The following is a 13,127-nucleotide window of genomic DNA, read 5'->3' on the forward strand; positions in this document are numbered from 1 at the left end:
AGCAACTTTTACTTATGGAGAACCCACGGATTCCAACTCACATCGCTTCCGGTGCCTTGAGGCCGAGCAGGTACAGGCTAAACGCGAGCACCCGGCGTGTGGCGTCGGTGAGGGCCAGGCGCTGGCCGCGCAGCGGCGCGTCCGCAGCCAGAATCGGGGCGTCGTGGTAGAAGCGGTTGAACGCGTGGCAAACATCCAGCGCGTATCGTGCAACCTGGGATGGATCCATATCTTCCAGCGCGCGTTCAAACACCTCGTTGGCCTGCGCAAACAGCCGCACTAACGTCCATTCGCTTTCTGTGACCTCTGTGAAGGAAACCTGCTCCGGTACCTGTACGCCTTCCGACTCGGCCTTGCGCAGAACGCTGCACGCCCGCGCATGCGTGTACTGCACATACGGGCCTGTCTCGCCGTCAAAGTTGAGGACGTCCTCAAACCGGAAGTCTACCTCATGCATGCGGTAGTTCTTTAGGTCGTTGAAGATGACCGCGCCGATGCCCACATCCTTGGCCACCTGCTCCTTGTTCGGCAAGGACGGATTCTTTTCTTCAATAATCCGCCTGGCTTCGCCAATCGCCTGCTCCAGCACGTCTTCCAGGTAGACCACCTGACCACGGCGGGTGGACAGGCGCTTGCCGTTGTATTTCATCAACCCGAACGCGACATGTCGGCAGTTATCCGCCCACGTCCGGCCCATCCGGCGCAGCACCTCAAACACCTGGGCAAAGTGGAGTTTTTGTTCCGCCCCAACGACGTAAATTAGGTGGTTGGCCCCGAGGACGTCATGCCGGTAGATGGCGGCCGCCAGGTCGCGCGTTGCGTAGATGCTGGTCCCGTCCGACTTGACGATGATGCACGGAGGCATGTCCACGTCCGACAAGTCGACGACTTCCGCGCCTTGGCTTTCTACAAGCAGGTTTTTGGCCCGCAGTTCAACGATGACCGCCTGCATCTTGTCGTTGTAGAAGCTTTCGCCAAGGTAATGATCAAATTCCACACCCAAAAGGTCATACGTCTGTCGGAATGCTTTGAGGCTTTCGTCGATAAACCACCGCCATAAACGGACCGCCTGTTCGTCGCCCTCTTCGAGTTTCTTGAACCAGGTACGCCCTTCCTCTTCGAGTTCAGGATTGTTCTCCGCCTCTTCGTGGAAACGGACGTACAGGCGCAGCAGTTCCCGCACCGGGTTTTTGCGAACCGTCTCCTCGTCACCCCAGCGCAGGTAGGCGGCGATGTTCTTACCAAACTGGGTGCCCCAATCACCCAAGTGGTTGACCCCGACGACCGTAAAGCCGTCAGCGCGCATCATTCGCGCCAGGGACTGGCCAATCATCGTTGAGCGCAGATGCCCTACACCGAACGGCTTGGCGATATTGGGGGATGAATAGTCAATCGCCGCCGTTTCACCGCGATGACGGTGGGACGAAAACAAGGATTCCGGGTCGCGCAGCGCCAGTTCGACAAACTCGCTGGCCACTTGGGCGCGATTCAGTCGAATGTTGACGTAAGCACCGGCCACGTCAACCGCGGTGAAGCGACCACTTGCGCGCAGCGCCTCCGCGACCTCAGCGGCAATCACCTGCGGGCTTTTGCGCAGCTGCTTGGAAAACCGAAAACAGGGCAGCGCCAGGTCGCCCATTTCCGGCTGCGGTGGGTATTCAATCAAAGCCGCGATCTCGTCCGCCGACGCCCCGAGAATCGGTGCCGCGCACTCCGCGACGGCATGTTTTTGTGATTTCATCCGATTATCTCCTCCAACCATCCGAGAGGCAAGCCGTCCAGGCAAAACACTGGCCTGCCGCATGTCATAATTCTAGAATTATACCATGGTCATGTCCGGGTTCCCAGCCGCCTTCACCCGTTTCCAGCAGTGTGGTATACTGCAGTCACACTCCGGTGGTTCACATAACTTTGTACAGTCTGGATGGACCGCGGGCAATCGCACGGGAGGTGGTCACGTGAAACGAACGGCCACATCGGACAACCAGGTTCAGGCGGATCGACGAGGAAATGTGATTTCCCTGCGGCACGACGCTGATTTCTTCTTGGAGCGGGGACTCACGTATCTGGAGCGCAACAACCTGGAAAAAGCCCTGCGGGCGTTTCGCAAGACCGTGGAATACGAGCCGGACAATCCGGTCAACCATTGTAACTTGGCTGGCGTTTTATCTGAGCTTGGGAATTTTGAGGAATCCAATCGGATTCTTCTTCATATTTTGCATGACTTAGACCCGTCGATGGTGGAGTGCCAGTTCTACATGGCAAACAACTACGCCAACATGGGCGATTACGAAGCTGCGGAAGAGTACGTGCTGCGCTATCTGGATGCTGATCCGGACGGGGAATTCGCCCAGGAAGCCCGCGAAATGCTGACGATTCTCGTCGAAGAGTTCGGCGGCGGCAAGGTATACGAAACGTGGAAGGCGCGGGCGATTGAGCAGGAGCGGGCAGCCGCCCGCCGCGACGGCCGCCAGTTGTTGGAGGACGGCCAGTTTGAGGCGGCGGTCGAATGCCTGGAGCAGTTGCTGGTACAGGAGCCGGACAACCTGGCGGCACGAAACAACTTGTCGCTCGCCTACTATTACACGGGTCATTACGATAAGGCTATCGCCACCGCGGAGGCGGTCCTGGAAACTGAACCGGACAACATTCACGCCTTGTGCAACCTGGCCATCTTCTGCGCCCGTTGCGGGCCGGTATTGCGCCTATATCACTGCATCGAGCGGCTGAAAAAGGTGTTCCCGTTGCACTACGACCAGGCGATGAAGGTGGCCACGACACTGGGGATTGTCGGAGAGCATGATACGGCGTACCGGATCTTTCGTGGCTTGGCGCGTTTGGTCGACGAAGTGGAACCGATTTTGCTGCATTCGTTGGCGGCGGCTGCGGCCAACTCGGGTCGACTGCGGACGGCGCGCCGGTATTGGCAGGCACTGTGCCAATCGCCGGGGATGCACGAAGTGGCGCGTTACTACTTAGATAAGGTAGAGGCGGCCATTGCCCATGGACAGCCGCTCCTGCGCGTCAGTTACCAGTACGACTATCCGCTGCAGCAGCAGTTGCGGGCGATGAAGGAGCGCCTTCGTCAAGCCAATCCGTCAGAGTGGCGGGATGACGCACTGCTCAGGGCGTCCCTGTATTGGGGACTGCGACACGGTACGTCCGTGACGCGCAAAGCGGTGATTCGCACCCTGGCGCTCATCGGCGACGAGGATGCGCAACAGGCCTTGCGCTTGTTTGTGAAACGGGCCGACATCGACTGGGCCCTCAAGGCGGCGGCTCTTTGTGCCCTAAAGACGTGTGATGATCAAGCCGACGTAGAATGGTATCAAGACGGGCAAATGCATACGGCAAAGCTGCGCGAGCTGCCGTGGGACCTGCTCTTGGAGGCGGAGCCTTTGTGGCAGCGCGTCTGGCAATTGACCGAGTTCGGCCTTTCCGAACACGTTGGCGAGGAATCCTTGGCGAAGGCCAAGCGAGTGTGGCTCACGTTTCTTCGCCGTCTCTTTCTACGAGATGATGTGCGCATGGTGAAACCCGAAATCTGGGCAGCTGGATTATACTATTGCCAGTTGAAGATAGACGGGCTGAAAATACGGCAGAAGGATGCTGCGCTGCGTTATGGGGTATCCATTTCTTCGGTGCGCAAGGCGGCCGTGCGTTTGCAGCCCTTGTTTGAAGGATAAATTCGCAGCTGGAGCTGGGGGTGGATGTATGTACGACGTCATTATCATTGGTGGCGGTCCGGCAGGACTTTCTGCGGGTGTGTACGCGGCACGCGCGAATCTGAAGACGCTTATCGTCGAGCGCGGCCTGCCTGGCGGACAGATGCAGAATACACAAGAGGTGGAGAACTACACCGGTATCAAGATGATCCTCGGGCCAGAGCTGTCGGAATCGATGCGCGAGCATGCAGACGCGCTGGGAGTTGAGTTCAAGATGGCCGAGGTTGAACGCGTGGACCTGGAAGGGCAGCCGAAACGGGTCTATACCAGTGAAGGGGAGCTGACCGCAAAATCTGTCATTATCGCCACTGGCGCTACCCCGCGCCGCTTGGGCATTCCGGGTGAAGACAAGCTGTCTGGCCGCGGTGTCAGTTGGTGTGCGGTGTGCGATGGCGCGTTTTTCCGCAATAAGCAGATTGCCGTCGTTGGCGGTGGCGATAGTGCTTGTGAAGAGGGCGTCTTCCTGACGCGGTTTGGCGAGAAGGTGACACTGATTCACAGGCGGGATAAACTGCGTGCGCAGCCCATCTTGCAAAAACGCGCGTTTGAGAATGAAAAGATGGAGTTCATTTGGAACCATCAAGTCGTTGAGGTGTTGGGCGAGAACAAGGTGACCGGTATCCGCATCCAGCATGTCGAGACCGGCGAAGAGCAGACTTTGAACGTGGACGGCTTGTTCATCTACATCGGATTCGACCCTATCACTTCGTTCCTTAAGGACAGCCCCATTCTCGATGAGGGGGGCTATGTCGTCACGGACGAGGACATGAAGACGTCGATTCCAGGTGTGTTCGCAGCCGGGGACGTGCGGGCCAAAGGGCTGCGGCAAATCATCACGGCGGCTTCAGACGGTGCGATTGCGGCGATGTCCGCATACCACTACGTGGAGTCCCTAGCGGACGGGAATGATGTGGACGATAAGGCGTCCGCACGGCCCAGTGAAGTGGCCGCCGAGCATTGACGAAAAGAAAATTCATGGTGTCACACATTTTTAAAGCGGATGTAATACGCATGAAATATGACCGTTGTAGGATAAAGATGCATCACATTTGACCCCCTTATTGATATAGATGCTTGTTGGGCGCCGGACTTCGGCGCCGCTTTTTTTGCTTTTTTCGTATAGCTTGTTGCTCATTGGACAAGGTGAGCCAGAGCGAAAACCCGTCTAGTTTGAAGCTGTCAAGACCCACTCTTCCCAGAGCCACACGTCAACAAATATCACGAGGTTTCACCCTGCGTTTATGGTTTGAGCCCTCCGACTGCGCCGTGATATGCTAGTTGCGGAGGGGTGAGGGGCGTGCAGATCATCGTCAACTGCTGTGTGTACTGGCAGGGTGGCATTGTCATGATCCAAAAGCCGCGCCGCGGATGGTGGTACCTTCCGGGAGGCAAGGTGGATCCGGGAGAGATTTGGATTGAGGCGGCTGCTCGCGAGGTTTTGGAGGAAACGGGGTTGGCGGTGCAGGATCTGCGTCTGCGCGGGATTCACCTTGTGCAGATTGAGCCGGGGCCGGACGTCGAAGGGCGGGAACAGGCCATTATTCAATTCTCCGCAGCGCGGGCCACTGGCAACCTGCTCACTCAGTCCAAAGAAGGACATGTTGCTATCGTCAAACCGGAGGAAGTTGCGCATCAGCCGATGAATGAGGGGGATCGCCGTATGGTCGAGGCGGTTCTGCGGGCTGACGCGCAAGGTTTGGATACGCTTTTCTACGGGAAATTCCGCTACACAGCAGAACATCAGCTGCTCGACTGGCGTCTGCTGCCAGAAACGGATATCGCTGCGGCCTTGGAGATTGGCCTGCGGTAATTTGAACTTACCAGTAGTTGGTTGAGAGGAGTCTGAAGGGACTGGTGAGCTGGTACTATGGGGTTGACGTCGGCGGCACGTCAGTAAAGACGGCCATTGTAGATGCATATGGGGAAATTGTTGCTAAACGCGAGTTCGCGACCAAGGCGGAACGTGGATTTGAGGACTTGGCGCAGCGTCTGCGGGATAACTTGGCGGAGGTTTGTCGTCAGGCAGGGATTACGACGGACCAGGTACGGGGCGTTGGGGTCGGGGTACCTGCATTCTTGGACGGGGACGTGATTGTCGAAGCGGTCAACTTGGGTTGGCACAATGTGCCCCTGCGCAGGTACCTAGAAGAGGCCCTCGGCAAACCCGTTTGTATCGACAACGATGCGAACGTGGCTGGCTTGGGCGAGGCCTGGAAAGGGGCGGGCGCCGGGGCGCACACGGCGCTATGCGTGACCGTAGGAACCGGCATTGGCGCCGGGATTGTCATCGACGGGAAAATTTATCGCGGCGTGAACGGATCGGCCGGGGAAATTGGGCATATTGTCATACGGCCGGGCGGGTTGCTGTGCAACTGTGGCAACCACGGCTGTATGGAGACGCTCGCCTCCGCCACGGCGTTGGTGCGAGAAGCGAAGCGATTGCAGTCTATCGGTGAACTTCCGGCTGACGTGGAGATAGATGGGGCCCAACCGATCTTTGCCTTGGCAGAGTCGGGGAACAAAGTTGCGGCAGGCATCATCTGGGATGCTGGGCATTGGCTAGGATACGGGTTAGCCATCACGGCGACGGTGATGAACCCGGACGTGATTGTCGTCGGCGGCGGCGTCTCGAAAGCCGGTGAGGAGCTGTTGCGGCCGGTGCGGGAGGCGTTCGTGGAATACTCGGCATCACGGGTCCATGAAGGCACAGACATTCGGCTCGCGACCTTAGAGAATGACGCCGGGGTCGTGGGCGCCGCACGCCTTGCTGCGCAGTCGTTTGGGGCCTAGGTGTAAAGTGGCAGAGCCGAGCCAGGGCTTTTCGAATGTGTCGACCCGACGTGGCAAAATGGGTGCGAAAAGGGGGGACAGGAGTGTGGCGGCGGCGTTGCAGATTCTGATTCTTACCGGGATGTCAGGCGCGGGCAAATCGCTCGCTATGCAGGCTCTGGAGGACATGGGCTACTACTGCGTCGATAACCTGCCACCCGCACTGATTCCCAAGTTTATCGAACTCATTCGCCAATCTGGGGAGACGCTGCGGAAGACGGCTCTGGTCTGCGACCTGCGTGGCGGCGACTTGTTCCAGCCGTTGGTCGATACGGTGCGGGGGTTACGCAATGAACCGGATGTCGCGGTGACTTTGGTCTTTTTTGACGGCGACGACGAGACGTTGGTACGCCGTTACAAGGAGACCCGCAGACGGCATCCGTTTGTCGAAAACACCCGTCTGCTGGACGCAATTCAGGCGGAGCGCGCCGCATTGGCCAAGGTCCGCGAAGAGTCGGATGTCATCATTGACACGTCGGGGTGGAAGCCGGCGCAGCTCAAGGATGAAATTGTCCAGCGATTCGGCGAAGGCAAGCGCTCATTGCCGGTTCATATCATTTCATTTGGTTTCAAATATGGCGTGCCGATTGACGCGGACATGATTTTCGACGTCCGTTTCCTGCCCAACCCGCACTACATTGAGGCCCTGCGGCCGTATACCGGGGAGGACAGTCCGGTCTACGACTACGTGATGCAATGGTCGGCGACACAGGAGTTCTTACGCCGAATGGAGGATTTGGTGGATTTTCTAATTCCCCAATACCTGCGCGAGGGAAAGAGTCACCTGGTGATTGGGATTGGCTGTACGGGCGGCAAGCACCGTTCGGTTGCGGTGGCCCGTCACTTGGAGCGGCACATCCGCCCCAAAGCAGAGGTTTACCTGACCCATCGAGATTCGGGGCGGGAGGGCTAGGATGTGAAACGATGGTGGTTGTTGGCTTGGACCCTCGGCATTTTTGGTTGTGGTATCCTCGCGGGTGCCATGGGCTGGCGGCGGGCGGTAGGGCCGAACGATATGTTCTGGCTTGGCTCCGCCGTGTTGGCACTCGCCATGCTGCTCTTGGCATTTGGCTGGTGGAGGTCCATTCTGGAGAGCCGGAAACGGGTGAAACACCTGCAGCGGCGGCCAAGAATTGTCGCGATTGGCGGCGGAACGGGGCTGTCGGTCATCCTTCGCGGCTTGAAGGAGTTTGACGTCGACCTGACGGCGATTGTGACGGTGGCGGACGATGGCGGTAGCTCAGGGCGCCTTCGTTCGGACTTTGCGATGCCCCCGCCTGGGGACATCCGGAACTGCCTGGTCGCCCTGGCCGATACCGAACCGCTGTTGGAGCGGCTATTGCAGTTTCGTTTTCCTACGGGTGAGGGGTTGGCCGGTCACAGCTTTGGCAACCTGTTCTTGGCGGCAATGACTCATATCATGGGTGATTTTGAATCGGCCATTCGCGAAACCAGCCGCGTCCTGGCGGTACGCGGGCGCGTGCTGCCGGCCGTGAAGGAAAATGTGACGCTGCGGGCGGTGCTGGAGGATGGAACGGTTGTGGATGGCGAATCCAACATTCCGAACGCTGACAGGCCCATACGGCGGGTGGAGCTTGTGCCCTCCGAGGTGGAGCCGCTGCCGGAAGCGTTAGAGGCGATTGCCCAGGCGGACGCGATTGTTGTGGGGCCGGGCAGCCTGTATACAAGCATTCTGCCGAACTTGCTGGTACCCGGGCTGGCGAGCGCGATTGCGGAAAGTCCGGCGAAAAAGATTTTCGTCTGCAACGTGATGACGCAACCGGGAGAGACGGACTCGTTTTCGGCCTCTCGCCACGTGGAGGTCATCTATCAACACGTTGGGCGGAGGTTGTTTGACTACATCATCGTCAATGGCGCCGCGTTGCCCAAAGAGGCACTGGAGAAGTACCAGTCTCAGGATGCGTATCCAGTGCAGGTGGATATGGAGGCTTTGCATCGGTTGGGGCTGCGAGTGATTGCCCGTGATTTCGTCCACTATGCAACCTACGCTCGCCACGACAGCCGCCTGGTCGCGGAACAGATTGTCAGCTTGATTGGGTATGAGCGGCAAAATCCGGCGCCGGTTACGACGTAAAGCGAGGCTTGCACGGGCTGCGCAGACTTTCACCATGCAAGCTCGCGCAGGTTGACGGCGGCTGGGGAGGAGGTGACGAGTCCTGTCGTTCGCGGCACGCACCAAAAAAGAGTTGACACTAGTGCAAGAACCGGCCTGCTGCCGTCAGGCTGAATTGGAGGCCTTGATTTTGGGAAGTGGTCGCCTGACTGAGCTTGAGGGCAGGCCGGTTCTGGACGTGGAAACGGAAAACGTGGCAATTGCTAGGCGCATCTATACGCTGATGAAAGAGGTCCTCAGCGTCCGGCCGGAAGTCCTGGTGCGGCGTAAGATGCGCCTGAAGAAGAACAACGTGTATTGTGTGCGGGTCTCGGTACGCGTTGCAGAAGTCCTGGCGTCTCTTGGCTTCGCCGCCGAGGTTGGGGAGTCGGTGCAACTTGTGGCTTCTCGGGCGCACAAACCTTGCTGTAAACGAGCGTTTTTACGGGGAGCGTTTCTTGCGGGCGGATCGGTGAACGACCCGGGCAGTAATTCGTACCACTTGGAAATTGGGATTCAGGATGAGCGGGCGGCCCACACCTTGTTAGGGCTACTGAACGGATACGGCTTGCACGCACGGATGCTCGCGCGCAAAAAAGGGTTTGTCCTTTACCTGAAAGAAGGCGAGAAGATTGTCGAATTCCTCAGCATTATCGGGGCCCACCAGGCCCTGTTAAAATTTGAGGATATTCGTATTCTAAAGGGAATGCGTAATCAGGTCAACCGCTTGGTCAACTGTGAGACGGCCAACCTGAATAAAACCATCAGTGCGGCGGTACGACAGTTGGAGGTCATTCGCTACATCGAGGAACGCATCGGCCTCGCCAAGCTGCCAGACCACCTGCGTGAGGTGGCTGAAATGCGGATTCGTTACCCGGACGTCAATCTGCAGGAGTTGGCGGCGAGGATGCCGCATAAAGTGACGAAATCGGGGCTCAACCATCGATTTCGCCGCTTGGAGGAAATCGCTAACCGACTGCGCCAGGGGCAGCCATGGTCCAGTTAGGTTGTGACGAACCGTCGACAGTCGTCCAACAGCGCTTCCAGCTTCCGGTGGCCGAGAATTGGTTCAGACTTGCGAACATGCTATACTTTCTACAATGGGATGGTGGGGAGGTCATTGTATGGTTGAGCAAACCGTTACTGTACGCCTGCGTTCGGGCTTGTTGGCCCGTCCAGCTGCGTTGTTTGTTCAAGAAGCAAATCGGTTCACCAGTGAAACGTTCGTGGAGAAAGACGGAAAATCGGTGAACGCGAAGAGCATTATGGGCATTATGTCTTTGGCCATCGCGCACGGCCAGGAAATCACCATTCGCGCCGATGGACCGGATGCTGAGGAAGCGCTGCGGCACCTGGTGGAGATGGTCAGCCGCGAGGAATAAACTGTAAATGCCCGATAGCCTATAATCCCCCTGTTGGTTCTCTCTCACCCCCTTGTCTCATAGGATGTGGTGATGAGGCACCTGGATGGGGGGAGCGACATGCAGGGGCGGTCTCGCGGGCCAGTGCACCGGCAGCACCGCTTTCGGGTCCAAACGGTACGCAAACGAGGTTCGTTGTGGGCGGGGGTTGCAGCCGCCCTGTTTCTGTTGGTTGCATTCTATGAAGTGTATAGCGCTGTCAATCCGTCGCAATCCTTCAACCCTTTGTGGAGAGAGGTCACGATTGATCAAACGGTCATTGGTGACTGGCGATATGGAGGGCAAGATCCGGAAGGATACCTGAAGTTCTTCCAGGAGGGAGGCGGCGAGACCGTCTTATTGCCCCCAAGTGCCCGCGTCCTTGACTTAGACGGGCGCTTTGTCGTCTTGGAGGGGCATACGGCCAGTACGTTGACGTTTGCGTACCCCCTTGCAGCGATTCCGATTACTTGGCTCGTGGGTATTCTCACCGCAGCCCTCGCCTTCCTGGCCCTGGTTTGGCAGCGCAGGAAGGCGCTGCGCAAATACCGGTTTAAGTCCGTGCGGCCGCGACCCGTGGCCCTTTCGCGGTCCAGCTCCAGATTCGCAGCGGCCAAGATGAATGCAAAACCGGTACGGATTCGCTGGCGTACGAAACGGTGGCGCAGCTCACCTGGATTCCTGCCGGTTTTCAAAGGCCTTGTGAGTTTTCTCGTTTTGCCCCCGCGCCAGACAGGGAGATTCCGTACCCGCAGAGCACGCTGGCGGCGTTAATTGAGCAACTGATATGGTTTCGGTTTTTCGCGGCCGCTCCTTCGGGACGGCTATTTATCTGAACTGAATTCGCAATGGGATTTTGCCCCTGCGCCTTGAGCGTGATACCCTAGAGAAAAGGCAGAACCAGGAGGAATGAGGCGGCCGATGGGGCTAAGACCAGGGCGCGTACAACGGATCCATAAACGTGAAAACCGCGGTATTGACCGCACGAATGAGCCGTTTGTGATTGAACGGTTTACACGCCGTCAGGGGCTCATCACCATCCGCCGACCTGCCCTGGAGGGCGGTTACACTCAGCAGATGCGTGAAATCTATCCCCAGTGGGGGATTGGCGTCAGTACATGCCTGGTCGATGGACAACCAGTAAAACACCCACGTCTGCATTTTGACCACTACGTGGACTTGGTCAAGGTCTGGGAAGACCAGGACTACATCTATGTCGAGGACATGTACGTCGATGTGCTCATTTTTGAGCGGGCATACTATCATGTCATTGATTTAGAGGAGTTTGGCGAGGCGTTGTACAATCGCCAGATTAGCGCCGCAGAGGCAAGCCGGGTGATGGAGAATACGCAGCGGTTTGTCGATGGCATCAAGCGCAGCCGCCTGTCGTATCAGGTCTGGAAACAAAAGTATGGCGCCAGACCCCATCTCCCGCGTCGGCCGTAGCTGTTGAAATCCACTCACTTGAGGCAGGGCAGATGGGAAGACAGAGGCGGCGTTTCAGCCGCACCCTGTCTGCTGACTGCGTGGACACAGGACGGATACGGCTATTCGATTTGTTCCATCACCTGTTCAGCGACCTTTTCGGCCGCTACATTGCTGCCGCTTTGCATCAGACGCTGCCCGCCCCTGCGAAACGCCTCCCAAGCGGCAATTCCGACACTTGCACCTACCAACATGGCGGTCATCGTGTTGATGCCGTTTCTCCGTCTAGGCATCATGCGGTGACGGACACCATCAGCCATTCCATTCATCAGGTCCCACATGGCCAGCACCTCCCGGGCGTATTGTACCCAAACGCGGAATTTGCTATTGATGAAATTGGAACCGTGCGTGAGGAGGAAGTGTGTGCAGACAGACAAGTGTCCCCATCCGGCGCATAGACTTATAACATGGTACGAGCAAAATTGCCGTGACCTGCCTTGGCGTCATACGACCGATCCGTACGCCATTTGGCTCAGTGAAACGATGTTGCAACAAACCCGGGTTGAGACGGTTATCCCGTATTATCACGAGTTTTTGGCAAGGTTCCCGACGATTCAGCAACTGGCCGCAGCGGATGAAGCAGAAGTTCTCAAAATGTGGCAGGGATTGGGCTACTACTCCCGCGCTCGTAACTTACACAAGGCGGCGAAACTGGTTGTGGAGCGGTACGGAGGTTCCATTCCATCCGAGGCCGCGTTTTTGGCTACACTACCGGGAATAGGCCCGTATACGTTGGGAGCCATTTTGTCCATCGCTTTCAACCAGCCAGTACCCGCAGTGGACGGGAATGTCCTACGGGTGATGGCGCGCTATTTGGGCGTAGATAAGCCGATTCAATCGCAGGCCGCGAAACGCGTGGTCCACGATGCCGTCGAGTCGTGGCTCACAGAGACAACCCCAGCCAAGCTGACTCAAGCCCTGATGGAACTGGGGGCTTTGGTATGTATCCCGAGAAATCCTCGTTGTGACAAGTGTCCACTACAAGCTGACTGTGAGGCGCTTCGCATAGACCGAGTGCACGAGTTGCCGCAAAGAACGAAGGCGAAGCCGCGGCGACAGGTCACCGTTGTGGCTCTGTGGTGTGAGGATGAGCGGGGCGTGTTGCTGGAGCAGCGTCCGGACGCCGGGTTACTCGCGAGTATGTGGCAGCTACCGGCGGTTGAGCTGACGGATGAAGGGGTGGATGAACGGGGGCGCCAACAGGCCGCAGCGGTGAAGCTGGCCGAACTCTCGTGCATGGGCGGGAAATCGGAGTGCTTCATAAAGGCGGACCGGGTGGCAGAGGCAAACGAGATCGAATTCGCGCTGGTCGGGCGCGATAAACACATCTTTTCTCATGTCGAGTGGGACGTATTTGTCTATCGCCCGGTCTCTGTTGTGGGCTTTCCGCGGCGTCTGAAGCCGGGATACGAGTTTGCTCACCTAGATGACCTCGAGGCGTTTGCCTTGCCTCGGGTATATGAAAAATTGCTCGAGTCGATACCAGCAGGTAGGAATGTCAAAGGACCTGTGCGAATGAATGGGTAACCGATGAGATGGCCATCGACCAAAACGAAAGGACAAACCACGTTTGGA

General features: G+C 57.7%; 13 protein-coding genes. 11 read left to right on the forward strand and 2 right to left on the reverse strand.

Features of this window, described 5'->3' with window-relative positions; translation table 11 throughout:
* Window positions 1-37: 37 nt before the first annotated feature.
* The gene (gene argS / locus H522_RS0109560; protein WP_026962142.1) at window positions 38-1,741 is read right to left on the reverse strand and encodes an arginine--tRNA ligase; all 1,704 of its coding nucleotides are present in this window, start codon (window positions 1,739-1,741) and stop codon (window positions 38-40) included.
* A 217-nt stretch (window positions 1,742-1,958) separates the two neighbouring features.
* On the opposite strand from argS, the gene H522_RS18640 reads away from it, so the two are divergent.
* From H522_RS18640 to H522_RS0109610, 10 genes are all read left to right on the forward strand, one after another.
* Window positions 1,959-3,686, forward strand: coding sequence for a tetratricopeptide repeat protein (locus H522_RS18640; protein ID WP_051344122.1), 1,728 nt, complete (start codon window positions 1,959-1,961; stop codon window positions 3,684-3,686).
* 28 nt (window positions 3,687-3,714) lie between these two features.
* Window positions 3,715-4,686 (forward strand): thioredoxin-disulfide reductase, encoded by a 972-nt coding sequence (trxB, locus tag H522_RS0109570; protein ID WP_026962143.1) that lies wholly within the window; start codon window positions 3,715-3,717, stop codon window positions 4,684-4,686.
* 336 nt (window positions 4,687-5,022) lie between these two features.
* Complete coding sequence (locus H522_RS18645; RefSeq protein WP_051344123.1) at window positions 5,023-5,535, forward strand: NUDIX domain-containing protein; 513 nt, start codon at window positions 5,023-5,025, stop codon at window positions 5,533-5,535.
* A gap of 44 nt (window positions 5,536-5,579) precedes the next feature.
* Complete coding sequence (locus H522_RS0109580; protein WP_035453356.1) at window positions 5,580-6,515, forward strand: ROK family protein; 936 nt, start codon at window positions 5,580-5,582, stop codon at window positions 6,513-6,515.
* A gap of 85 nt (window positions 6,516-6,600) precedes the next feature.
* A complete protein-coding gene (rapZ, locus tag H522_RS0109585; RefSeq protein WP_155836323.1) occupies window positions 6,601-7,467 on the forward strand; it encodes an RNase adapter RapZ in 867 nt (288 codons plus the stop codon).
* A 102-nt stretch (window positions 7,468-7,569) separates the two neighbouring features.
* A complete protein-coding gene (locus tag H522_RS0109590; RefSeq protein WP_420535256.1) occupies window positions 7,570-8,649 on the forward strand; it encodes a gluconeogenesis factor YvcK family protein in 1,080 nt (359 codons plus the stop codon).
* An 82-nt stretch (window positions 8,650-8,731) separates the two neighbouring features.
* Window positions 8,732-9,673, forward strand: coding sequence for a DNA-binding protein WhiA (gene whiA, locus H522_RS0109595; RefSeq protein WP_026962147.1), 942 nt, complete (start codon window positions 8,732-8,734; stop codon window positions 9,671-9,673).
* Window positions 9,674-9,791: 118 nt separating this feature from the next.
* On the forward strand, window positions 9,792-10,049 hold the full coding sequence (locus H522_RS0109600) for an HPr family phosphocarrier protein (protein WP_026962148.1): 258 nt from the start codon (window positions 9,792-9,794) through the stop codon (window positions 10,047-10,049).
* Between the two features lie 99 nt (window positions 10,050-10,148).
* Window positions 10,149-10,841, forward strand: a complete 693-nt coding sequence (locus tag H522_RS20530) for a hypothetical protein (RefSeq protein WP_051344124.1) — start codon at window positions 10,149-10,151, stop codon at window positions 10,839-10,841.
* Window positions 10,842-10,988: 147 nt separating this feature from the next.
* Window positions 10,989-11,513, forward strand: coding sequence for a ribonuclease FAU-1 family protein (locus H522_RS0109610; protein WP_026962149.1), 525 nt, complete (start codon window positions 10,989-10,991; stop codon window positions 11,511-11,513).
* Between the two features lie 101 nt (window positions 11,514-11,614).
* On the opposite strand, the gene H522_RS0109615 is transcribed toward H522_RS0109610, so the two are convergent.
* Window positions 11,615-11,833, reverse strand: a complete 219-nt coding sequence (locus H522_RS0109615; protein ID WP_026962150.1) for a hypothetical protein — start codon at window positions 11,831-11,833, stop codon at window positions 11,615-11,617.
* A gap of 82 nt (window positions 11,834-11,915) precedes the next feature.
* Here H522_RS0109615 and mutY point away from each other — a divergent pair, with 82 nt between their 5' ends.
* Complete coding sequence (gene mutY / locus H522_RS18655; RefSeq protein ID WP_035453359.1) at window positions 11,916-13,079, forward strand: A/G-specific adenine glycosylase; 1,164 nt, start codon at window positions 11,916-11,918, stop codon at window positions 13,077-13,079.
* Window positions 13,080-13,127: the final 48 nt, after the last annotated feature.

It is taken from the genome of Alicyclobacillus herbarius DSM 13609, assembly GCF_000430585.1.
Lineage (GTDB): Bacteria > Bacillota > Bacilli > Alicyclobacillales > Alicyclobacillaceae > Alicyclobacillus_G > Alicyclobacillus_G herbarius.

What these genes read in the sequence shown, in the direction of transcription:
- H522_RS0109615 (WP_026962150.1), bottom strand. Translation starts at nt 11,833, where the DNA reads ATGTGGGACCTGATGAATGGAATGGCTGATGGTGTCCGTCACCGCATG.
- H522_RS0109610 (WP_026962149.1), top strand. Translation starts at nt 10,989, where the DNA reads ATGGGGCTAAGACCAGGGCGCGTACAACGGATCCATAAACGTGAAAAC.
- H522_RS0109600 (WP_026962148.1), top strand. Translation starts at nt 9,792, where the DNA reads ATGGTTGAGCAAACCGTTACTGTACGCCTGCGTTCGGGCTTGTTGGCC.
- H522_RS20530 (WP_051344124.1), top strand. Translation starts at nt 10,149, where the DNA reads ATGCAGGGGCGGTCTCGCGGGCCAGTGCACCGGCAGCACCGCTTTCGG.
- H522_RS0109590 (WP_420535256.1), top strand. Translation starts at nt 7,570, where the DNA reads ATGTTCTGGCTTGGCTCCGCCGTGTTGGCACTCGCCATGCTGCTCTTG.
- argS (WP_026962142.1), bottom strand. Translation starts at nt 1,741, where the DNA reads ATGAAATCACAAAAACATGCCGTCGCGGAGTGCGCGGCACCGATTCTC.
- trxB (WP_026962143.1), top strand. Translation starts at nt 3,715, where the DNA reads ATGTACGACGTCATTATCATTGGTGGCGGTCCGGCAGGACTTTCTGCG.